The following is a 20,573-nucleotide window of genomic DNA, read 5'->3' on the forward strand; positions in this document are numbered from 1 at the left end:
TTCGAGGAGGCGGCTTTGGTATCGGATCGCGATGTCGTGTGGCGTCAGTGCGTCCGCCTGGGGCGCAGTGTTCTGCCCCTGGTCGATCAGGAACCGTGGCGGGCGACCAAACGGCGGGAGCGACTGGGCGATTGGGGCATCGAGGTGAAGCGAGGCGAGAGCCTCATCGCGACGTTCGCGGGCCTGGCGATCCATTCCGTCGTGGCCGACGCCACCGCCGCGGGCCTCCCCCGAACCGGTGAGACGCTGGGTGGCATTCCCCTGGCCGCGGTGATCGACGCGACCGCCGACAAGCAGAGCTACGAAATCCTGGCCGCCATGCCGACCGAGCACGCGGACGAGGGGGAGAGGGCCTCCCTCAACTGCTTTCGACTGCTCTCTTATCAGGACGGCCGCACCGGTCTATGGCTTCCCCGCCTGCGAACCGAGGTCCGTCATTCGCTGATTACGCTCACCGGACGTGCCCGCCGGTCCGACCCGACCTGCGCGGATCTCGTCCAGTGGGCACAGCGATCCGGGCTGGAGTAGCTCCTCGGCCAAGGCCTCGGCCACGACTCGACTACGAGTACGAGGACGAGGACGAGTACGACCGCAGCTGCGTCTACGTCTGCGAGTACGAGTTGCGAGTACGAGTACGGAGACGGAGCGGGCCGGTTCAGGGCTTGTGGGGGGAGCCGAGCAAGGCGCAGACGAAGTCCTCCTCGACGTCACGCAGGTGCGCCAGCAGGTCGGGGGTGTTGTTCTGGTTCACCTGTGACGTGACGGAGAGGGTGAGGCTGCGGCGGCCGTCCGGTGTGCCCGCGCCGAACTGGGTGTAGCCCGCGGTGTTGCCGGTGTGCCCGTACACGACCCCGCACCGGGTGGTGTACGCGAAGATCCCCAATCCGGCTCGGTTGGTGCCGGGACCGGCCGGCTCGGAGGAGCCTGCGACGAAGGACCGCTGCTGCTTGCGGGTCGCGGCGCCGATCAGCTTGCCGCCCGCGTACCCGGCCATGAACGTGTTGAAGTCCGCGGGAGTGGCGACCATGCCGCCCGAGGCCCAGGACCCGGAGGCGCCGAACAAGGTGGTGACATCCTGCGGTGGACTGCCCGGTTCCACGTCGTAGCCGTGCAGACGAGGACTGGGCAGCTGGTAACCGGCGGGGAGACTGGTGTGGGTGAGCCCCAGGGGCTGATAGACCTTCGCGGCCAGCAGGTCCTCGTAACGCTGTCCGGTCGCCGCCTCGGTCATCAGGGCGACGGCGATGTTGTCGGAGTTCGAGTAGTGGTAGCGGGAGCCGGGGGCGAATTCCAGGTCGTCGTCGGCGACGAAGTCGAGCAGGCGCCGGGAGTCGAAGACCCGGTGCGGTTCGGCCCGGATCAGGTCGATGAAGTCCGGCGCCGCACTGTAGTCCGGCAGGCCGCTGGTGTGGCTGAGCAGCTGACGTAGTGTCACATGCCCCCAGGCCGAGGGGAGTTCGGGCAGTCGACGGGCGATGGTGTCGTCCAGGCCGAGCAGCCCGCAGTCGACGAGGCGCAGCGCGACGGCACCGCTGTACGCCTTGGATGCGCTGGCCAACCGCATGTGGTCGGTGGCGCTGGGGGCACGCCGGGTGCCGACCTCGGCGACCCCGGCCCGGACCACCCGGACCCGACCGCCGTCCCGGAGTACCGCGATGGCACCCGGCGGGCCGTCCGGACGGTCGACCAGTTCCTGGAGGCGGTTTCGGAGCGCCTCGTCTCCGTTGCCGCGCGGGGACGCACCGGCCGGGGCCGCCAGCGCCAGCGAGGCGGCGAGCAACCCGATGAGCGTGCGCCCGCCCCGGCGGGGCAGCGGTGAACGGCGAGAGCGACGTGACACGACGGGCCTCCGATTGATGACGTGGCGGGAGCGGCGACTGTTGATCCGGATGCTCCGGCACGCCATGCATCACCTATCGGCGGCGGGCCGAAACGCTCGGCGGCCCGAGGTGACCCACGCAGCGCAGCCCGCCCCGGCCGGCGCACCCCTCGTCGCCAAGACGTGTTCCGCGCGCGTCGGTCTCCGCGGCCATCCCGTGCGCGTACCGTGCACGTCGGACTCCGGCGCCGACCCCGCACACCGAGTTCGTCGAGGGTCCGCCTCGTTGATCGGCGCGGTGCCGGCGGGTGATCCTGATGGCGCTCGGGGCTCTCCCCGCGCGGTACCTCGTCCGAAAGGCGCCACGGACATGACGTTCGAAGCCCTGCACCACCAAGCCGCCCCGCTCCTGCTGCCCAATGCCTGGGACGTGGCCTCCGCGCTCGCCTTCGCGGAGGCCGGTTTCCCCGCCGTCGGCACCACGAGCTTCGGCGTCGCCGCCGCCAGTGGAAGCCCCGATGGTGGCCGGGCCAGCAGGCAGGCCACGCAGGCGCTGGCCCGGAAACTGAGGAGCGCCCCGTTCCATCTGTCCGCCGACATCGAGGACGGCTACGACGACGACCCCGAGCGGGTGGCGGAGTACGCAGCCGGCCTCGGCGTCGACGGCATCAACATCGAGGACAGCACGGACGAGAGGCTGATCGACCCCGCGCTGCACGCCGCCAAGGTCGCGGCCATCAAGCACGCCTCACCCGAACTCTTCGTGAACGCCCGCATCGACACGTACTGGCTCGACCAGAAGGCCACCGTCGAGGAGACTCTGGCGCGGGCCACCGCCTATGTGGCGGCGGGCGCAGACGGCGTCTTCGTTCCCGGCGCCACCGACCCCTCCGAGCTGCGTGACCTGGTGAACAACATCGCGGCCCCCGTGAACACCCTGGTCCACCCCACGCTCACCATGGCGGAGCTGGCCCGGCTCGGCGTGCGGCGCATCAGCACCGGGTCGCTGCCCTACCGCGCCGCGATGGACGCGGCCGTACGCGCCGCCACGGACGTACGCGACGGCGGCACCCCTCCCGCCGCCACGCCCTACGCCGTGATGCAGGAGCGTCTCCTGCGTCACCGTCGGGCGCGGGAGAAGGGTGGGGAGAAGGGGTGAGGGGACGGGGCGACGACCGCACGGCGCGCGTCCGCCGCGGCGCAGGGGGCCCGTAAGCAGGGCCTGCTCCTACGCAGGGTCCTGCTCCTACGCAGGGTCCTGCTCCTGCGCAGGGTCCTGCCCCTGCGCATGCGCCTGCCCCTGCGCATGCGCGTGCCCCTGCGCATGCGCCTGCCCCTGCGCGGCGCCGCCGAACGCTGACGGCTCGTAGGGGACCTTCGTCCCCCAGGACATGACTTTCGCGGGCGGCGACCTGCGCAGGAGTCGGCTGGGATGGAAGACCCGCCCGCAGGGAGGCTTGCCGCGCCCGTTCGCTCTTGAGGTCGATGTCCATGTGTGTAGACGCCAGCGCCCCCGCCCGCCCCGGCTGCGAGGCGCTCGGCGTCGACGGCATGTGGATGCTGCTCGCCCCCGCGCGCGAGCCCGCCGGGGCGGGAGAGCTCATCCGGGCCAGCCCGCGGGTCCAGGCGGCACTTCTCGACGACGGGACCCCGCTGCGCAGCTTCGCCGATCTGCTCGCCCCGACCAGCGTGGCCATCTCCCGCCAACTGCTCCTCGACGCTCTTGAAGGCGGTGGCCGCGCCTGCCGTCAGCCGCTCGAATACGCCCACGCGGACGGGGCGGTCATCTGCATGACGTCGGCTCGTCGCTTCGACCGGTGCGACGGCCGACACGCGCTCCTGGTGGAGATCGAGGAGGAGGAAGAGGGGGAGTGGCTGCACTGGGAGGCCTTGCGCTCCATGACCGTACTGGCGGACCACTCCCTCTGGGTCTACGACGAGGAGACGGACGAGTTCAGCTGGCTCGACGGTGAGCGCCTGTACAACGGCGTGGGTCCCGGGGACCGGATGCCGCTGGCCGAGCTGCTGGGGCTTGTGTACGCCGATGACGTGGGGCGCGTGGAGGAGGCGTTCTGGGCACTGCGCAAGGGGGAGGCCCGGCAGGTGGACGTCGACTTCCGGATGCCCGACGACCACGGCCGTCCGCACTGGCTGCGCACCCTGGCCCGCCTGGTCCGGTTCGGGTTCGACGGCAGGCGGCGCGTCGTGGGGACGACGATCAACACCACCGCCGCCGTTGAGCGCCACCAGTCGCTCCTCAAGGCGCATGCCGATGCCCGGCGGCGCGGTGACCTCGTACAGCAGCTCGCCGCGGCGTTCGTGTCGGCCGCCACGGAGGACGAGTTGACCACGGCGATCCTGGACCGGGTGGCTCCCGCCTTCGGTGGGAACGGAACGCTGCTGGCCTTCGTGGAGGAGGGCAGACTGCGGGTGACGTTCGGCGCGGGGATCGATCCCGCACTGGCCCGCTCGTTGCACGGTCTGCCGCTGGAGGCCCCGAAGCCCCTGACCGAGGCGATCCGCACGGGCACACCCTTGTTCATCGCCACCCGGGACGACTACCGGCGGTCCTGGCCGCTCGCCCACGGTCTGCTGGACGCCACCGCCGCCGAGTCCTTCATCATGATTCCCCTGCGGGGTCAGGGCGCGTCTCCGCTGGGCGGCTGGGTCGTGACCTTCGACCGGCCGCACAACCTCTCCAGCCATGAGCAGACCCTCGCCGGGGTCATGGCGGACCTCGCGGGCCAGGCGTGGGAGCGCATCCGGTTGCAGTCCGCCCGGGCCGAACTGGCCAGCACCGTACAGCGCAATCTGCTGCCCGCCCTGCTGCCGGTCGCCCCGGGTTTCGAGATCGAGGCCCGGTACAGCCCCGCTCACCACGGCCTGGACGTCGGCGGGGACTGGTACGACGTCATCGCCCTGCCGGACGGCAGCACCGCCTGCATCATCGGTGACGTACAGGGGCACAGTGTGCAGGCCGCGGCGCTGATGGGACAGGTGCGTACCGCGATGCACGCGTACGCCTGGCAGGATCCGGCTCCGGACCGGGTGCTGGCGCGCACCAACGACCTCATGTTGCAGATGCGGCTGCCCGTGTTCGCGACGTGTCTGTACGCCCTGCTCACGCCCGGCGGCCGGGTCATGACAGCCCGGGCCGGACACGTCCCGCTGGTGCACGCGGCCGATGGCGGGGCTCGGGTGCGCGAGTACCCGGGCGGGCCGCCGCTGGGGGTGCTCGCGGCGAGCGACTTCCCCGTCCATGCGCTGGACCTGGCCCCCGGCGACCTGCTTGTCCTGGTCACGGACGGCCTGGTGGAGGGGCCCCGGCTGCCGATCGACGCCGGACTGGCCGGGATCTGTGAGGTCACCGACCGGCGGCGCACCGCGCCGCTCGCGGAGATCGCGAACGTCGTCATGGCGCAGGGCGATTCGCTGACGGGACACGTCGACGACAGGGCGGTGCTCGTGGTCCGCCGGGGAAGGCGCGAGGAGACGGCCGACTCACGGCTCCGCCACGCGTGGGCGGACGCCGACAACCCGGCCGGGACGGCTGGTTGAGGACAGGGGGCGGCCCCGGACGGCAGAGGACGCCTACTGGGGCCGGCTCCAGCTGGCCTGGACGGTCTTGCCCTGCTGGTGGGGTATCACCCTGAAGTCGGTGGCCAGCCGGCGAACGATGCCGAGCCCGAAGCCGCCCCCGCCCTGGGGGTCCCCGGGGCGCGGGACGGGCGCCTCGTTGCTGTGGTCGCGCACCGCGGCCACGAGCTTGCCCTGCCGCTGGTCCAGGGAGAGGTGCCAAGGCCCACGGGTGTGACGTATGGCGTTGCCGAGCAACTCGGCGACCACGAGGACGACTTCGTCGGCGTCCACCCACGGGCACATCGCGCGGCAGTAGTGCGCCGTGGCCTTGCGGGCGGCCGACGGGCCGATCTGTGAAGAGTTGAGGGTCAGCATCGATCCGGAACGCTCCCGTCTGGGCACAGGTCTGTTCGCCTCCCTCTGCCCCGCTCTCGAAGGCGAGAGGCGGCTGTCCCGTCAGTAGGGACGTTTTCGTCCTGAATGGGGACTTAGGTATCCGCCCTCGGTGACCAACGGCAGGGAGTCGGCCCCGCCCGGTCGGTGCGGGCCGAGCGCGCCGGACCGCCGACGACGGGTCAGGTGAGCGCGTTCCCGCGCAGGACGAGCAGGGCCGCATCGAGAACGGCCAGGAGCAGGGTGGCGGTGAACGGCAGGCGACTGCGGGCACCGGAGCGCGGGGGCAGGGCGATGATCGCGGCCAGTGCGGCCGTCACCGCGAGGCCGGTCCACTGCAACGGGCCGGGCGGCGTCGACGGGCCGAGGACGAGGACGGCCGAAGCCGCCAGGAGCGGGACGGCTGCCAGGAGGCGGGCCCGGCGTGCGCCGAGGCGTTGGGGCAGTCCGCGGACTCCGGTGGTGAGGTCGTCCTCGATGTCCGGCAGGACGTTGGAGGCGTGCGCGCCGATGCCGAGCAGAGCTCCGGCCGCCATGGCCCAGGCGGCAGGCCACGGGTGGGTGGGCAGCGCCAGCGTGACGACTGCGGGCAGCAGTCCGAAGGCGGCGGCGTACGGCAGCCAGGACAGCGGAGTGCGTTTGACGCCGAGGTTGTACGACCAGGCCAACGCCACACCGGCCAGATGGACGCCCCCCGCCGCCGGACCGTTGGCCAGCGAGAGCGGAACGCACAGGGCCAGTGCGCAGAGGGCGGCCGTGGCCACCGCGCGGGGCGTCACCGTGCCGGCCGCCAGAGGTTTGTCGCTCCTGCCGGTCGCGATGTCGCGGCGCAGATCGGCGCGGTCGTTGCACCAGCCGACCGACAACTGGCCGGTGAGGACGGCCGACGCGGTCAGGGCCGTGCCACCGGGGCCGCGCCCGGCGCTCGCCGCGAGGACGGTGGCCACCACGGTGACGGTGAGTGCGGGCCCCGGATGCGAGGCCGCCAGCAGCCCGAGGAGGCGGCCACCCGAGCCGGAGCGTCGTGTGGCGGCAGGGGCCGCGGTGGAGTGCACGGCCCGAGCATAGAGGCCGCCCGACCTGCCGCACATCAACCAATTCGTAACTTTTGAGTAGTTCACTCCTATTCTGGCCGAATGACGCAAATCGCCGCTGTCCACGGGGTGCTCCCGCCCCACCGGTACCAGCAGGCCGAGATCACCGAAGCGGTCGCGGCGATGTGCCTGCCGCCGGGCGCCGACCGCGCCGTACTGAGGCGTCTGCACACCAGCGCCGGGGTCTCCACCCGTCATCTGGCGCTGCCTCTCGACCGGTACGCCGGCGTGACCGGGTTCGGTGAGGCCAACGACCTCTTCATCGAGGCGGCCCTCGAACTCGGTGAGCGGGCGATGGTCGCCGCCCTTGCGGAGGCCGGCCTCGCCCCGCAGGACGTGGACCTGGTGATCTCCACCTCCGTGACCGGGCTGGCCGTACCGTCCGTCGAGGCGCGACTGGCCGCCCGGCTCGGGCTGCGCACCGATGTGAAGCGCGTACCCGTCTTCGGGCTCGGCTGTGTCGCCGGCGCCGCCGGTCTGGCGCGGCTGCACGACTACCTGGACAGCAGGCCGGACCAAGTGGCGGTACTGCTCTCGGTCGAACTCTGCTCGCTGACCCTCCAGCGGCGGGACGACTCCGTACCGGGCATGGTGGCGGGCGCGCTCTTCGGGGACGGGGCCGCCGCACTGGTGGCGGTGGGCAAGGACCATCCGCGCGCTCGCGAACAGGCGGGACCGCGGGTGGTCGCCACGCGCAGCCGCCTGTATCCGGGCACCGAGCGCGCTCTGGGCTGGGACATCGGCGACAGCGGCTTCGCCGTCGTGCTCGGCGCCGAACTGCCGGACCTGGTGCGGCTCCACCTCGGCGAGGAAGTACGGTCCTTCCTCGCCGAACACGACCTCAAGCCCCCGGACGTCACCGGATGGGTGTGCCACCCCGGCGGCCCCAAGGTCCTGGAAGCGCTCGACGAGACCCTCGCGCTGGACACCCGCGCTCTGGAGCTCTCCCGTCGATCCCTGGCCGAGGCGGGCAACCTCTCGTCCGCCTCGGTCCTGCACATCCTGCGCGACACGCTCGCGCTGCGTCCGCCGCCGCCGGGCAGCGCCGGACTGCTGCTCGCCCTGGGGCCGGGCCTCTGCTCCGAACTCGTGCTGCTCCGCTGGTAGGCCCACATGAACCCGTACACCGTTCTGATCCTGCTGGTCGCCGCGGAGCGACTGGCCGAACTCGCCGTCGCACGCCGCAACTTGGCGTGGAGCCTCGCACGCGGCGGTGTGGAATCCGGGCGCGGTCACTACCCGACGATGGTCCTGCTCCACACCGGGCTCCTCCTCGGGTGTCTCGCCGAGACCCAGCTCGCCCCTCGCGCGTTCCTGCCGGCCCTCGGTTGGCCGATGCTCACGCTGGCACTCGGCGCGCAGGTGCTTCGGTGGTGGTGCATCACGACCCTGGGACCGCGCTGGAACACCCGTGTCGTCGTGGTACCCGGCCTGCCCCTCGTCACCGCGGGCCCCTACCGTCTGCTCAGGCACCCCAACTACCTCGCGGTCGTCGTCGAAGGCATCGCCCTGCCCCTGGTCCACTCCGCGTGGCTCACCGCCCTGTGCTTCACCCTGCTCAACCTTCCACTGCTCGTGACCCGGCTGCGCTGCGAGACGCTCGCCCTCCGGCGCTGCGTCCCGGAACCGGCGTGATCGACCTGCTGATCGCCGGCGGCGGTCCCGCCGGTCTCGCCACCGCCATCCACGCCGCCTCGTCCGGTCTCGATGTGGTGGTCGCCGAACCCCGAACGGCCCCCATCGACAAGGCGTGCGGGGAGGGCCTGATGCCCGGCGCCGTCCGAGCCCTGCGCGACCTGGGCGTCCAGGTGCCGGGCCGGCCCCTCCACGGCATCCGCTATCTGGACGGTGAACGCCTCGCCGAAGCCAGATTCCGGGAGGGGCCGGGCCTGGGCGTACGGCGAACGGCGCTGCACGAGGCCCTTTCCCGCCGGGCGGCGGATCTCGGAGTGCCCGTCCTTCCCCTCCGGGTCGGCGTGGTGCACCAGGACTCCCACGGCGTCACCGCCGCCGGTCTGACGGCCCGCTACCTCGCCGCCGCCGACGGCCTGCACTCGCCCGTCCGCAGACAGTTCGGCCTGGAGCGCACCGACCCGCGGACGCCTCGCTACGGTCTGCGCCGACACTTCGCGGTGGCGCCCTGGTCCGACTGCGTGGAAGTCCACTGGTCCCCGCGATCCGAGGCCTACGTCACACCGCTGGCCCCCGACCTGGTCGGCGTGGCCATCCTGACGAGTCAACGGGCGCCCTTCGACGAGCAGTTGGGCTCCTTTCCCGCCCTGGCCCGACTGCTCCGCGCACACGCCACGTCGCCCGTGCGGGGCGCCGGGCCACTGCGCCGACGCGTACGGGCCCGAGTCGCGGGCCGCGTGCTGCTGGTCGGAGACGCGGCCGGCTACATCGACGCGCTCACCGGCGAGGGCATCTCCCTGGCGCTGTCCGGCGCGGCCCACCTCGTGCGGTGCGTAGGCGCAGACCGGCCACAGGACTACGAACAGGCCTGGCACCGCGCCTCCCGGCGCTACCGCCTGCTCACCGAGGGACTGCTCCGCGCACGTTCCCACCCACGCCTGGCCCCGCGCATCGTGCCGCTGGCCACCCGCCTGCCCACCGTCTTCTCCCACCTGGTCAACCAGCTCGCGTGAGGTGGTTCGACCGGGAGCGTGGGGGCTTGCGCGGGTGTGCCGCGGAAGCCCCGGGCAGCGGTGTTCACCCCCATATCGGCCCGTGCGCACTGCGTGTGCCGTCGTCAATGCGCAGCGCGTCCGGGTAACGAGTCCGACAGGGCTGACGCAGTAATTCAGGGGAAGACGATCAACGTCATGTCCACGCCCCGTCTGGAAGGTGAGCTGCCCGACCCACTCCGTCCCTGCCCACCCGCCGCTCAGGCTCCCTGGAACGGCGGTCTCTGAGATTGCGACAACTCTGTGTCCCGACGATCGTTGCGCACGGCCCCCACGCCGCCGCTCGACCCCGCCAACCCCACCGCTACCCGGCCGAGCCATGAGCCACACATCCAGGCATCCGAGGCATCAGGGGCATCCGCGACTACCCATGCGCCGCCCCTGAACGAGCGGGAGGTCGCGCTGATACGTGCGGGTCTCGCGGTGGTCGAACCGCAGGCCGGCGAAGTGACGGTGTACTTCTACGCCATCCTCTTCGCCCGCTACCCCGAGGTCCGCGCACTCTTCCCCGCCGACATGGACGTCCAGCGCGACCGTCTGCTGCGAGGGCTGCTGCGCATCATCGAGCTGGTCGACGACCCGGAGAACCTTGTCCGGTTCTGTTCCCTTCTGGGGCGGGATCACCGCAAGTTCGGAGCCCTGGAGGGGCACTATCCGGCGGTGGGGGAATGCCTGCTCGCCGCACTGGCCCGGTACGCCGGCCGCGACTGGACTCCCGAGATGGCCGCCGCCTGGACGAAGGCGTACACCACCGCGGCCGGTGTGATGGTGCAGGCGGCCGAGGAGGACAGCCGGGTGCGCCCCGCCGCCTGGCGGGCGCAGATCGTCAGTCATGTGCCGCGCGGGAACGGCATCGCGGAGATCACGGTGCGGCCGGAATTCGCCTATCCCTACACCGCGGGCCAGTACGTCAGCATGGAGACGCCCTGGAGACCCTTGGCCTGGCGCCATTACTCCGTGGCCAACGCTCCCAGGCCGGACCACACCCTCACCTTCCACGTCCGTGCCGTGCCCGGCGGCGTGGTCAGCAACTCCCTGGTGTACCGCGCGGCCGTCGGTGACATCGTCAAGCTCGGGCCACCGCAGGGGGCCATGTCCCTGGAGGCCGCAGAGGACCGGGACCTCGTGTGCGTGGCCGGCGGCACCGGACTCGCCCCCATCCGCGCCATCCTGGAACAGGCCGCACACACCGGCATACGCCGCTACGTCGATCTCTTCGTCGGCGCCCGCACCGCGGAAGAGCTGTACGGCCTCGACGACATGCTCCGCATGGCGCAGCGCCACCACTGGCTGTCGGTCCGCGCCGCCGTCTCCCACCAGCACATCGTGGGCAGGGAAGGAAGCCTGCCCCAGGTGCTGCGCGAATTCGGGCCCTGGGACCAGCACGAGGCCTTCCTGTGCGGCCCGCCCGACATGGTCACCTCCGCCGCCCACAACCTCATGCGCGGCGGCGTCCCCCCGTTCCGGATCCACCACGACCCGCTCGACGTCCCCGTCCTCAACACCCCTCTCGCCCCAGTGCGCGACCCCCAGGAGAACCCAGCGCTGTGAACAGCCCCCACGCCATACCCTCCCCGGGCGAGCGTGCGCTCCAGGCCCACCTCGGCACCGCGGAGCGTGCGAACTCGTTCTACTCCCGCCAGGTGCATCCCGTACTGACCCCGCCGATGCGGGACTTCATCGCACGCCAGTCCATGGTGTTCCTCTCCACCGCCGACGCGGGCGGCCGCTGCGACTCCAGCTTCAGGGCCGGACCGCCCGGCTTCGTCACCGTCCTCGACGAGCGCACGCTGACCTACCCGGAATACCGCGGCAACGGTGTCCTGGCCAGCGCCGGCAACATCGCGGAGAACCCCCATGTCGGGCTGCTGTTCATGGACTTCACCCACCACCACATAGGGCTGCACGTCAACGGGACGGCCGGCCTGCTCGCCCCCGCCGACCCGCGCATCGCCCACGCCCCCATCCCCTTCGACTCCGCCCCCGGGCGCCAGCCCGAGCTGTGGATCCACATCACGGTGCACGAGGCGTACGTCCACTGCTCGAAGCACATCCCCCACCTCGAACCGGCCGCCCGCCCCCCGCGCGACCCTTCCGACCAACGCCCCAAGGACAGCGACTACTTCGTCGCCCCGGCCGCCGGCCTGCCCGACCTGCTGACCGCGGGCAACCAGAACGGTCCTGTCGCCTACGACCCCCGATACCCGCGATGACGCTCATCCCCGGGACGCAGGACGAACCGGTCCGCCCCGTTGGGGGCTGAAAGGGCGTCGTTGCAAAGGGAGTTGTGTGCAATGATCTCGGCTCGTTCAGGTGCCAAGGGGGGGCTCATGCGTTCGGTGAGGACGATGGGGACGGTCGCGGTGCTGCTGGCCGCGGCATCGGCGTGTGGCGGCGGGGCGGCCTCGGGCCGGTCCACCCCGGCCGCCGCGGCCGCCACGGTGAGCCCGACGGGGGTCGGGGCCGCCGACTGTGCCACCGTGCGCGCGCGTTGGAACCAAGCCCTGGAGGCGGGGCTCACGCCTCCTGCGAAAGGGCCGGCCGCGGTCACCGAGAACACGACGAGGTCCCTGGAAGCGGCATCGAAGATCATGAACGCGCATCCTGCCTGCTTCTCGGACTGGGATTTCGAGGCCCTCCAGCAGACCCTGGAGTACGGAAAGAAGGTGGGAGCCACCATGCCATCGAGGTGGCCCACCCCGTCACCCTGACCTCGCTGGGGCGGGAGTTGCATGGGGCGGTGGTGCGGACGAGGGCGCGGCTGCGAGGGCAGAGCACGGCCGACCCGATGTGCGGAGTCGTCGTAGCATTAGGCACACTTTGCTCTTTATAGACCTATGCGAACTACCAGAGGATGGCTGACGCATGATCACGCTGACGAAGGAAACCGGGCCGGCGGACCTGGACGGAGTTACGCATCTGTCCCTCGGTGTGTCCTGGGACCCCACAGCCGGCAGCAGCGGTGGGGTGGTGGGAATGCTCCGCCGTAAGACGGGCACCGACCTCGACCTCATCGCCATCGCCATGCAGGGCGCGGATCCGGTGCGGCTGGCGGGCCTCGACTCCTTGGACCCCATGGGCAACGGCTCCGTGGTCCACAGCGGCGACAACCAGACCGGTCGCGGCGACGGCGACGACGAGACCGTCACGGTCGAGTTCGCGCGGGTGCCCGCCAACATAACCTCGATCGTGTTCGTCGCCGCCGCCTTCAAGAAGGGCAGCTCCTTCCAGAAGGCCCGCAACATCAGCTTCAAGGTCTACGATGCGACCGGCGGCAGCTCGCAGCAGGTCGCCGACATCTGGCCCAGCCTGCTGACCCAGGACAACGGTTGCGCCGTGGCGAAGGCCACCCGCGACGGCGCCTCCTGGAAGCTCGAAGTGATCAACGTGACGGGCAAGATCAAGCAGGGCGACGAGCACGCGCTGATGCGGTTCGCCGTCAGCAAGTAGTCCGTCAGCACGTAGTCCGTCGGCAGCCGGCTGGCGCTGAAGAACACCAGCGGTCGGCGCGCCGGCGACAAGGGCTCCAGCGGCAAGTGGCTTGTTCTCGCCCGGGTACCGCGACAGTGCCCGGGCGAGGTCGCCCCGGAGGACGGCGGACACGCCTTCGGCGCAGCGCCCTCTTCGGACCCTGGCCAGGAGACACTCGTCCGGCCCGCTCGGACCGGGGCACACGGAGCAAGCCGAGGGAGAGCCGTTCATGACCACGTTCCCCAGCGCGCGAAACGTCAGGACCACACCGGAAGGCCTCCGGTGGGAGGCCGGCGAACGCTGGGTCCGGGGCCGCAAGGGCGAGGTCACCGTTGTCGACAGCCGGCATCCCGTCCTCGTCTGGGAGCCGGACGTCCCCGTGCCGCTGTACGCGTTCCCCCGCGACGAGGTCCGCCAGGATCTGCTCCGCCCGGCGAAGAACCCGCCCACGGGTACGCATACGGGGTCGCGCGTCTTCTACGACCTCGAAGCCGAGGGCCAGTTGACGGAGAACGCGGCCTGGACGTTCCCCGCCGACGACCTCGCCGGGCACATCGCCTTCGAGTGGTTCAGCCGCGTCGGCCGCGGCCTCGACCACTGGTACGAGGAGGAGGAAGAGATCTTCATCCACCCCCGTGACCCGTACAAGCGCGTGGACGCGCTGGCGAGCAGCCGGCATGTGACGGTCGAGATCGACGGCACGGTCGTGGCCGACACCCACCGCCCGGTGCTCGTCTTCGAGACCGGACTTCCCACGCGCTACTACCTTCCGCGTGAGGACGTACGCCTGGACCTCTTCGAACCGACCGACCACAGCACGGGATGCCCCTACAAGGGCACTGCCGAGTACTGGTCGTGGCGCGGCGAGGCCGACGTGCCGCCGAACGTCGTGTGGACCTACCCGGAGCCACTGCCCGCGGTGGGTGCCGTCCAGCGTCTCGTCGCCTTCTACAACGAGGCCGTCGACATCACCGTGGACGGCGAACGACTGGCCCGCCCGGCCACGGTGTTCAGCAGGACACTGTCGTCGCCACCGGCGCCGTGAGCCGGGCGCGCCCGACGGTCACCGTTCCGCGTGCGGCGCGTCCGGGCCCGGCCTAGACCGCGCGCCGGAAGGCGGGATGCTCCCCGAGCCGCCGCACGTAGGCGTCGAGTCGGGGGGCCGCGCCGAGCAACTCGGCCGGGTCGTCGAGATGGACCAGCGCCACCCACAGGTCCACGTCCGCAGCCGTCAACTCCTCGCCCAGCGCATAGGGCCGCCGGGCGAGACGGCGATCCAGCACCCTCAGCGCGGCCTGCCGCGCCGAGGGCTGCGCGTCGGACGTGACGTCGCGGTCGAGCACCGTGCGCAGGGCCTCGATGTCCGCGATCAGATGCGGCGGCCGGAGCGGGGCGGCTTCGCCGCCGTCCTCGCCGGCCAGGGGACCCGCGAGGTCGCGGAGGATGTCGGGCGTGTGATTGCTGACGATCCGGCCGCTCCAACGGTCGCGCAGCGCGGGCGCCGTCAACGGTCCGTCGTAGTGGTACCCCGTGGTCTCGTAGGCGCGGCGCAGTGCGGCGTAGCCGTCGGGGGTCGCGGCGGGGGAGCCCAGGATCGTCGTGGCGACCGAGCCGCGCAGACCGAGCAGGTCGAGGGTGATCGCGATGCGCAGCGAGCGGGGACAACTCCCGCACAGGAACAGGTCGTAGCGCCGTGGTGCGGGGTAGAAGCCACCGGCCGCCCCGGCACCGATCCGGCTGCGGAAGCGACGGGCGTGCTGCGACGCCACCGCCGCCGCCCTGGGGCGCGGCCCCGCAGAGGGGGGCGAGGCCTGACAGCCGGTGGACACGGCAGTGCGGGAACTGCGGGAAAACGTCTCGGGCATGACTCTCCCTGGAATGAGGCGCCACTACGGCATGAGCGCATCAGCGGCTGGATGCGGGGCGGCATCGCTGGTCGGGGACGGTCCGGATCGTGCCGACCGGTCCCGGATCAGTAGGCGCTGGAGACGCGCAGGAGATCGATGTGCAGGCGCCTGGTCAGGCCGCTCCTCGGCATGTCCACCCGCCTCATCCTCGGGGCTCGCGAGACGCGAGACCACGCTTGCCCCGCCGTGCAGGCGGGACCCGGTCGTCACCCGGGGCACCCCGTCGCGGTGGAAGGGTTGCCTGTCAGCGGGCCGGGGCCGATGACCACGGGAGCGGGCGGACCCGCACTGTGGGCGCTGACAATCGTGACCGTCCACGCCAGTTTGGGCGGGCTTCGCGAAGCCGTCAAGAAGGCCGACGAGCGGTCTCAACTGGTGGCCCGTACATTGACATTCCCCAGGAGGCCTGCCTACCTTTCGCGAACGACGTGCTGCCCTCGGGCCCGTGGAAACGGGTCGGCAGAACACCTGCGGGGCCAAAGAAGTGACGGTGACAGTGATGCGCGCAGCTGATGGGACGGCCGCCCGGCGGTGCCCCGGCCGCATCCCGCTGTGCACGGACCGCTGTGTCGACCTGCTGCGCGTCAGCAGCGCGCTGTGTACGGAGCCGAGCAGCGCCCTCCGCTGAGCCCTGGCCGTTCCATCGAGTTCCTGACGCCCACCGCCCACGTGGTGCGGCTGTCCGCGCTCGACGTACCCCTCGGACCACGGACGTCCACGCGTCATCGCAGGTTTCCTCGCCGTGTTCCGCCCGGCAGGGGTCCTGCCGCGATCCCGATACGGAGACCCGCACCGCCATGTCCACCAGCGTGTACCCCGCCCCACCGTCCAGCCCGGAATCCCGGCTGACGGATCCTCATGTCCTGGACAACGCCGCCTGGGCGGCGCTGACGGGCCCGCAGGCCCACCTCGCCGAGCGCCACGGCAGGGCCGCCCGCTTCCCCACGGACGTCTCGCCCTTCACCGCACTGGCGGACCCCACCGACCCCCGTGCCTGGGACGACCTGGCCCTGCTGGTCGGGCCCGGTGCCGTCACGCCGGTGACGGCGGTCCGTACCGTGCCGGACGGCTGGGGGATCGAGCAGAGCGGTGAGGGCGTCCAGATGGTGGCCACCGCGCTGCGCGACGCGCCCGCGCCCGAGGCCGTACGGCTCGGGCTCTGCGACGTACCCGAGATCCTGGAGCTGATCGCGCTGACCAGGCCGGGCCCCTTCCTGCCCCGTACCGTGGAGCTCGGCACCTACCTCGGACTCCGGGAGGACGGTCGGCTGATCGCGCTGGCCGGGGAACGGCTGCGGCCGCCCGGCTGGACCGAGATCAGCGCCGTCTGCACCCACCCGGACCACCGCGGCCGGGGCCTGGCGACCCGGCTCGTCCGCGCCGTGGCGCATGGCATCAGAGAACGCGGCGACACCCCCTTCCTCCACGCCGCCGCGAGCAACACCAACGCCATCCGGCTGTACGAGTCGATCGGCTTCACCCTGCGCCACCGCACCCGGTTCATGCTCGTCCGCGCACCGGGAGGCCCCTTGCGGCCGCACGGACACGACGGACAAGAAAATGCTGAACTCAGGGAAGAAGCAGCGTAGTTGTGTCGTTGGAACCGTTGAAGCGCACGCGGTGGCCCGTCCGGAGACCGTCGGCGCGAGACCGGCGAGGAACCCGGGTCCACCGGGCGGAGGGGGCGGTGAGTCAGGTGGGTACGCCGTCCCGTCGCCCTGCCGCCGCGCCGGCCCCGCGCCGTCTCCATCTCTACTCCCGGCACCACATCGACCTGCTGCGCGTCGCCGGCGCGCTCTGTCGCCCCTGACGTTCCCCCGCTGCCACGCCCCGCGTACCGGGGCGGGCTTCCTCGTACGGATCTTCAGGAAGGCGTCACCGCCGTGACCGCAACTCCCTCTCCCCTGCACCTCGCCGTCGCGCTCGACGGCACCGGCTGGCACCCGGCGTCCTGGCGGGAGCCGGTGTCCCGGCCCAGGGACCTGCTCACCGCCGGATATTGGGCCGACCTCGTCGCGGAGGCCGAACACGGGCTGCTCGACCTGGTGACCATCGAGGACGGTCTGGGGCTCCAGTCGTCGAAGCCCACCGGGCCCGATGACCGCACCGATCAGGTGCGGGGCCGCCTGGACGCCGTGCTCATCGCCGCCCGCGTCGCGCCACTGACCCGGCACATCGGCGTCGTGCCGACGGTGGTGACCACCCACACCGAGCCGTTCCACATCTCCAAGGCGATCGCCACGCTCGACTACGTGAGCACCGGCCGTGCGGGCGTACGCGTGCAGATCGGCCCGCGCCCCAACGAGGCCGCGCACTTCGGCCGCCGGACCGTCCCGTCGCTGCCGGCCGGGGGTTACAACACCCCCGAAGGGCAAGAAGTGGTGCGCGGGCACTTCGACGAGGCGGCCGATTACGTGGAGGTGGTCCGCAGGCTCTGGGACAGCTGGGAGGACGACGCGGAGATCCGGGACGCGGCCACCGGGCGCTTCATCGACCGCGACAAGGTGCACTACATCGACTTCGAGGGCGAGCACTTCCGTGTGAAGGGCCCCTCGATCACCCCGCGCCCGCCGCAGGGGCAGCCGATCGTCAGCGCGCTGGCCCACGGGACCATCCCGAACCGCCTGGTGGCCAGGGCGGCCGACATCGGTTTCGTCACCCCGCACGACAGCGACCAGGCCCGCGCGATCGTCGCGGAGATCCGCGCCGAGCAGGCGGCCGCGGGACGCGCGGACGAGACCGTCCACGTCTTCGGCGACCTGGTGGTCTTCCTCGACGAGGACCCCTCGGTGGCCGCTGCCCGCCGGGAGCGGCTCGACGCCCTGGCGGGCGCGCCGTACACGAGCGACGCGCGCATCTTCACCGGAACGGCTTCCCAACTGGCCGATCTCATCCAGGAGTTGCAGGAGGCGGGGCTGTCCGGCTTCCGGCTGCGTCCGGCCGTCGTCGCTCACGACCTCCCCGCGATCACCCGGGGTCTGGTGCCCGAGCTCCAGCGCCGCGGTGCCTTCCGCGGTGCCTACGAGGCCGACACCCTGCGGGGACTGCTCGGGCTCGCCCGTCCCGCCAACCGCTACGCCGCCACCAACGCCTGAGCCGGACGGAGACCGCACGACATGAGCAAGCCCCTGAAGCAGATCCATCTGGCCGCCCACTTCCCCGGCGTCAACAACACGACCGTGTGGAGCGATCCGGCCGCCGGCAGCCATATCGAGTTCAGCTCGTTCGCACACTTCGCGCGGACCGCCGAACGCGCCAAGTTCGACTTCCTCTTCCTCGCCGAAGGGCTGAGGCTGCGTGAACAGGGCGGCAAAATATACGACTTGGATGTGGTGGGGCGCCCCGACACGTTCACCGTGCTGGCCGCACTGGCCGCCGTCACCGACCGCCTCGGCCTGACCGGCACCATCAACTCCACCTTCAACGAGCCCTACGAGGTGGCCCGCCAGTTCGCCAGCCTCGACCACCTCTCCGGCGGTCGCTCGGCCTGGAACGTGGTCACGTCCTGGGACGCCTTCACCGGCGAGAACTTCCGCCGCGGCGGCTTCCTGCCGCAACAGGAGCGCTACTCGCGGGCTAAGGAGTTCCTGGAGACCACCAACGAGCTCTTCGACTCCTGGCGCGGTGACGAGATTCTCGCCGACCCGTCCACCGGATCCTTCCTGAGCGACGCGAAGGCGGGATCCTTCGTCCACTCGGGCCAACACTTCGACATCCAGGGTCAGTTCAACGTGCCGCGCTCCCCGCAGGGCCGCCCGGTGATCTTCCAGGCGGGAGACTCCGACGAGGGCCGCGAGTTCGCCGCGTCGAGCGCCGACGCCATCTTCAGCCGGTACGCCACGCTGAAGGAGGGCCAGGCCTTCTACACCGACGTCAAGGGGCGCCTGCCGCGCTACGGCCGCGAGCACGACCAGCTGCTGATCCTCCCCGCCGCGAGCTTCGTCCTCGGCGACACCGACGCCGAGGCCGAGGAGATCGCCCGCGAGGTACGCCGTCAGCAGGTGAGCGGGGCCACGGCGATCAAGCACCTGGAATTCGTGTGGAACCGGGACCTGTCCGGGTACGACCCGGAGGGCCCGCTCCCCGACGTCGACCCCGACCTCGGCGAGCACACCGTCGCCCGGGGACGTGCCCAAGTCCGCATGTACCGCGACCCGTTGGCCACGGCCCGCGAATGGCGCGAGCTGGCCGAAGCCAACAAGTGGTCGATCCGTGACCTGGTCATCGAGACCGGCAACCGGCAGACCTTCGTCGGTTCGCCCGCCACCGTGGCGGCCACCATCAACGACTTCGTGCAGGCGGACGCGAGCGACGGCTTCATCCTCGTCCCGCACATCACCCCGGGCGGTCTGGACGCCTTCGCCGACCAGGTCGTCCCCCTGCTCCAGGAGCGGGGCGTCCACCGTACCGAATACGAGGGCGCCACCCTGCGCGACCACCTCGGCCTGGCCCACCCCGACGGCCGGCCCGACGTTCGGCGGGCGTCATGAGCTCCGACATCCCCCTCGGCATTCTCGACCTGGTCCCGATATCGTCCGGGTCCACGGCCACCGAGGCGCTGCACAACTCCATCGACCTGGCGCGTCAGGCCGAGCGGCTCGGCTACGCCCGCTACTGGTACGCCGAGCACCACCTCAACCCGGGTGTCGCCGGCACCTCGCCCGCGGTCGTCCTCGCCCTCACCGCCGCCGCGACCTCGACCATCCGGATCGGCTCCGGGGCCGTCCAACTCGGCCATCGCACAGCTTTGTCCACGGTCGAGGAGTTCGGCCTCATCGACGCGCTGCACCCCGGCCGGCTCGACCTCGGGCTCGGCCGCTCCGGCGGCCGCCCACCGGGGGCTCCTGCCGCTCCCGTCCCCGGCGCGACCCCGGTGACCGACGGCCACGCCCCGAACGGACTGCGGATCCCGCCCCGGTTCTCGTTCGAGCACCTCCTGGGCTCACCCCGGGTCGCGCTCCAGCGCAAGCTGCTCCTGCTGCCGAGCGCGGAATCCCAGCCGTACGGGGAACAGATCGACGACGTCCTCGCCCTGCTCGCGGGCACCTACCGCTCCGCCGACGGCGTCGAGGCGCACGTGGTGCCGGGAGAGGGCGCCGACGTCCAGGTGTGGATCCTGGGCAGCAGCGGTGGGGAGAGCGCCGAGGCCGCGGGCCGCAACGGCCTGCGGTTCGCGGCGAACTACCACGTCAGTCCCGGCACGGTCCTGGAGGCGGCCGAGGGGTACCGGGCCGCGTTCCAGCCGTCCGACGCCCTGGACTCGCCGTACGTCACGGTGTCGGCCGATGTCGTCGTCGCCGAGGACGAGGAGACCGCCCGTGAACTCGCCACAGGCTACGGGCTGTGGGTCCGCAGCATCCGGACGGCGGAGGGCGCCATCCCGTTCCCCACACCCGACGAGGCGCGAGCCCACACGTGGTCGGACGCGGACCGGGCGCTGGTGCGCGACCGGATCGAAACGCAGTTCGTGGGCTCCCCGGGCAGCGTCGCCGACCAGCTCGCCCAGCTCCAGGAGGCCACCGGTGCGGACGAATTGCTGATCACCACCATCACCCACGACCACAAGGACCGGGTCCGCTCGTACGAGCTGCTGGCCGAGGAGTGGCGCAAGAGGTGAGTCCGCCGT

Annotated in this window: 22 protein-coding genes and 1 riboswitch; of the genes, 17 read left to right on the top strand and 5 right to left on the bottom strand. The window is 71.7% G+C overall.

All coding sequences use genetic code 11. The annotated features are described in order from the left end of the window. Nucleotides 1–15: 15 nt before the first annotated feature. Entirely contained in the window at nt 16–528 is a 513-nt protein-coding gene (locus tag ACFYNP_RS11240) for a hypothetical protein (protein WP_388784747.1), read from the top strand. Nucleotides 529–655: 127 nt separating this feature from the next. Here the strand turns inward: ACFYNP_RS11240 and ACFYNP_RS11245 are convergent, their stop codons facing one another. Continuing rightward, complete coding sequence (locus tag ACFYNP_RS11245; protein ID WP_388784749.1) at nt 656–1,906, bottom strand: serine hydrolase domain-containing protein; 1,251 nt, start codon at nt 1,904–1,906, stop codon at nt 656–658. Nucleotides 1,907–2,189: 283 nt separating this feature from the next. On the opposite strand from ACFYNP_RS11245, the gene ACFYNP_RS11250 reads away from it, so the two are divergent. Both ACFYNP_RS11250 and ACFYNP_RS11255 read left to right on the top strand, forming a co-directional pair. Beyond that, on the top strand, nt 2,190–2,978 hold the full coding sequence (locus ACFYNP_RS11250) for an isocitrate lyase/phosphoenolpyruvate mutase family protein (RefSeq protein ID WP_388784752.1): 789 nt from the start codon (nt 2,190–2,192) through the stop codon (nt 2,976–2,978). Between the two features lie 332 nt (nt 2,979–3,310). Next, nucleotides 3,311–5,377 carry a SpoIIE family protein phosphatase gene (locus ACFYNP_RS11255; RefSeq protein ID WP_388784755.1) on the top strand — a complete coding sequence of 689 codons (2,067 nt, stop codon included), beginning with the start codon at nt 3,311–3,313 and terminating at the stop codon, nt 5,375–5,377. A gap of 33 nt (nt 5,378–5,410) precedes the next feature. Here ACFYNP_RS11255 and ACFYNP_RS11260 read toward each other — a convergent pair whose 3' ends face one another. Further along, nucleotides 5,411–5,773, bottom strand: a complete 363-nt coding sequence (locus ACFYNP_RS11260) for an ATP-binding protein (RefSeq protein WP_388410412.1) — start codon at nt 5,771–5,773, stop codon at nt 5,411–5,413. Nucleotides 5,774–5,973: 200 nt separating this feature from the next. Then, nucleotides 5,974–6,846, bottom strand: coding sequence for a UbiA family prenyltransferase (locus ACFYNP_RS11265; protein WP_388784758.1), 873 nt, complete (start codon nt 6,844–6,846; stop codon nt 5,974–5,976). An 81-nt stretch (nt 6,847–6,927) separates the two neighbouring features. Between ACFYNP_RS11265 and ACFYNP_RS11270 the strand changes: the two genes are divergently transcribed. The 8 genes from ACFYNP_RS11270 to ACFYNP_RS11305 all read left to right on the top strand — a co-directional run bounded on the left by ACFYNP_RS11270 (nt 6,928) and on the right by ACFYNP_RS11305 (nt 14,085). Next, complete coding sequence (locus tag ACFYNP_RS11270; RefSeq protein WP_388784761.1) at nt 6,928–7,992, top strand: type III polyketide synthase; 1,065 nt, start codon at nt 6,928–6,930, stop codon at nt 7,990–7,992. 6 nt (nt 7,993–7,998) lie between these two features. Further along, nucleotides 7,999–8,520: an isoprenylcysteine carboxyl methyltransferase family protein gene (locus tag ACFYNP_RS11275; RefSeq protein ID WP_388784763.1), complete on the top strand. Its 522-nt coding sequence runs from the start codon at nt 7,999–8,001 to the stop codon at nt 8,518–8,520. Then, entirely contained in the window at nt 8,517–9,530 is a 1,014-nt protein-coding gene (locus ACFYNP_RS11280) for an NAD(P)/FAD-dependent oxidoreductase (protein WP_388784766.1), read from the top strand. Before ACFYNP_RS11275 ends, ACFYNP_RS11280 begins: the two co-directional genes overlap by 4 nt. Nucleotides 9,531–9,992: 462 nt before the next feature. Beyond that, complete coding sequence (locus tag ACFYNP_RS11285; protein WP_388410397.1) at nt 9,993–11,120, top strand: globin domain-containing protein; 1,128 nt, start codon at nt 9,993–9,995, stop codon at nt 11,118–11,120. After that, entirely contained in the window at nt 11,117–11,782 is a 666-nt protein-coding gene (locus ACFYNP_RS11290) for a pyridoxamine 5'-phosphate oxidase family protein (protein ID WP_388784768.1), read from the top strand. The genes ACFYNP_RS11285 and ACFYNP_RS11290 overlap by 4 nt, the downstream gene beginning before the upstream one ends. 117 nt (nt 11,783–11,899) lie before the next feature. Then, nucleotides 11,900–12,280, top strand: a complete 381-nt coding sequence (locus ACFYNP_RS11295) for a hypothetical protein (RefSeq protein WP_388784770.1) — start codon at nt 11,900–11,902, stop codon at nt 12,278–12,280. 154 nt (nt 12,281–12,434) lie between these two features. Beyond that, nucleotides 12,435–13,019 carry a TerD family protein gene (locus ACFYNP_RS11300; protein WP_100579078.1) on the top strand — a complete coding sequence of 195 codons (585 nt, stop codon included), beginning with the start codon at nt 12,435–12,437 and terminating at the stop codon, nt 13,017–13,019. Nucleotides 13,020–13,269: 250 nt separating this feature from the next. Beyond that, nucleotides 13,270–14,085, top strand: coding sequence for a DUF427 domain-containing protein (locus ACFYNP_RS11305; protein ID WP_388784773.1), 816 nt, complete (start codon nt 13,270–13,272; stop codon nt 14,083–14,085). 52 nt (nt 14,086–14,137) lie between these two features. Here ACFYNP_RS11305 and ACFYNP_RS11310 read toward each other — a convergent pair whose 3' ends face one another. Continuing rightward, nucleotides 14,138–14,809, bottom strand: a complete 672-nt coding sequence (locus ACFYNP_RS11310) for a glutathione S-transferase C-terminal domain-containing protein (RefSeq protein ID WP_388784775.1) — start codon at nt 14,807–14,809, stop codon at nt 14,138–14,140. 203 nt (nt 14,810–15,012) lie between these two features. After that, the gene (locus ACFYNP_RS11315; protein WP_351968519.1) at nt 15,013–15,093 is read right to left on the bottom strand and encodes a putative leader peptide; all 81 of its coding nucleotides are present in this window, start codon (nt 15,091–15,093) and stop codon (nt 15,013–15,015) included. 21 nt (nt 15,094–15,114) lie between these two features. Next, nucleotides 15,115–15,259, bottom strand: a riboswitch (SAM riboswitch). Nucleotides 15,260–15,446: 187 nt separating this feature from the next. Between ACFYNP_RS11315 and ACFYNP_RS11320 the strand changes: the two genes are divergently transcribed. From ACFYNP_RS11320 to ACFYNP_RS11345, 6 genes are all read left to right on the top strand, one after another. Further along, nucleotides 15,447–15,575, top strand: coding sequence for a hypothetical protein (locus ACFYNP_RS11320; RefSeq protein WP_345254400.1), 129 nt, complete (start codon nt 15,447–15,449; stop codon nt 15,573–15,575). A gap of 169 nt (nt 15,576–15,744) precedes the next feature. After that, on the top strand, nt 15,745–16,536 hold the full coding sequence (locus tag ACFYNP_RS11325; RefSeq protein ID WP_388784778.1) for a GNAT family N-acetyltransferase: 792 nt from the start codon (nt 15,745–15,747) through the stop codon (nt 16,534–16,536). Nucleotides 16,537–16,643: 107 nt separating this feature from the next. Continuing rightward, a complete protein-coding gene (locus ACFYNP_RS11330; protein WP_388785269.1) occupies nt 16,644–16,757 on the top strand; it encodes a putative leader peptide in 114 nt (37 codons plus the stop codon). Nucleotides 16,758–16,830: 73 nt separating this feature from the next. Next, nucleotides 16,831–18,042, top strand: coding sequence for an LLM class flavin-dependent oxidoreductase (locus ACFYNP_RS11335; RefSeq protein WP_388784781.1), 1,212 nt, complete (start codon nt 16,831–16,833; stop codon nt 18,040–18,042). Nucleotides 18,043–18,063: 21 nt separating this feature from the next. Then, on the top strand, nt 18,064–19,437 hold the full coding sequence (locus ACFYNP_RS11340) for an NtaA/DmoA family FMN-dependent monooxygenase (protein ID WP_388410374.1): 1,374 nt from the start codon (nt 18,064–18,066) through the stop codon (nt 19,435–19,437). Further along, nucleotides 19,434–20,564 (top strand): LLM class flavin-dependent oxidoreductase, encoded by a 1,131-nt coding sequence (locus ACFYNP_RS11345; protein WP_388410371.1) that lies wholly within the window; start codon nt 19,434–19,436, stop codon nt 20,562–20,564. The genes ACFYNP_RS11340 and ACFYNP_RS11345 overlap by 4 nt, the downstream gene beginning before the upstream one ends. Nucleotides 20,565–20,573: the final 9 nt, after the last annotated feature.

It is taken from the genome of Streptomyces sp. NPDC006691 (assembly GCF_042869955.1).
In the GTDB taxonomy this organism is placed as follows: Bacteria; Actinomycetota; Actinomycetes; order Streptomycetales; family Streptomycetaceae; genus Streptomyces.